Here is a 719-nt window from a genome sequence, read left to right on the forward strand (position 1 = left end):
TGCTCGCGCTGCTGTGCTTCGCGGTGGGCTTCTGGGCGCTCACCCAGGCCCCCTGAGCGGTGCTCAGGCGCCGCGCCGCCCGCGCAGCCGCCAGGCGCCGAGCCACCCCACCAGCGCCAGACCCGCGGCGAAACTCCCCACCGCGAGCCACCGCATCCCCTCTCCTCCCGGCGCCGCGGCCCGCCGCTCCCCCTGCGGACCGCTCGCCGCCCGGTCCCCCTCGGCCTGAAAGATCCCCGGGTCCCCCGGGTACGTGACCCCTTGGCCCGCGCGCCCCTCGTCCCGCACCGCGACCCGCAGGACGACCCCCAGCGGCTCGTCCCCGTAGGCGTCGGCGAGTTCCGGGCTCAGCGAGACCCGCACAACGTAGGTGCCCGGGAAGCGCAGCGCGCGCAGGCCGCCGCCCGCGTAGCGGTTCGCGAAGGCGACGGGGGCACCCGCGTCGAGGTGCGCCGAGGACGGCGCGCCCGCGTAGAAGGCGCCGTCCGAGACGACCTCGGCCCGTACGGGGCTGTCGAGCGCGGCACGCAGCGCCGACGCGACGGTCTTCCTGCCCGAGCCGCTCGCGACGGCGCTGCCCAACTCGACGTCCACAAAAGCGCGTCGGCCCCAGTCGAGCGGCAGCGCGTAGTAGCGGGTCGTGCCGGGGCGCAGCCGGTCGCGCCAGGTCCCCGGGCCGAGGCGCGCCTTGTCGCCGAGGTCCGCGGGGCCCTTGCCGC

Annotated in this window: 1 pseudogene; it reads right to left on the bottom strand. The window is 77.7% G+C overall.

The annotated features are described in order from the left end of the window. Positions 1 to 63: 63 nt before the first annotated feature. Positions 64 to 719: pseudogene (locus tag G3I42_RS05285) on the bottom strand (hypothetical protein); the annotation flags it as partial.

The sequence above is a fragment of the Streptomyces sp. SID11385 genome, assembly GCF_010548245.1.
In the GTDB taxonomy this organism is placed as follows: domain Bacteria; phylum Actinomycetota; class Actinomycetes; order Streptomycetales; family Streptomycetaceae; genus Streptomyces.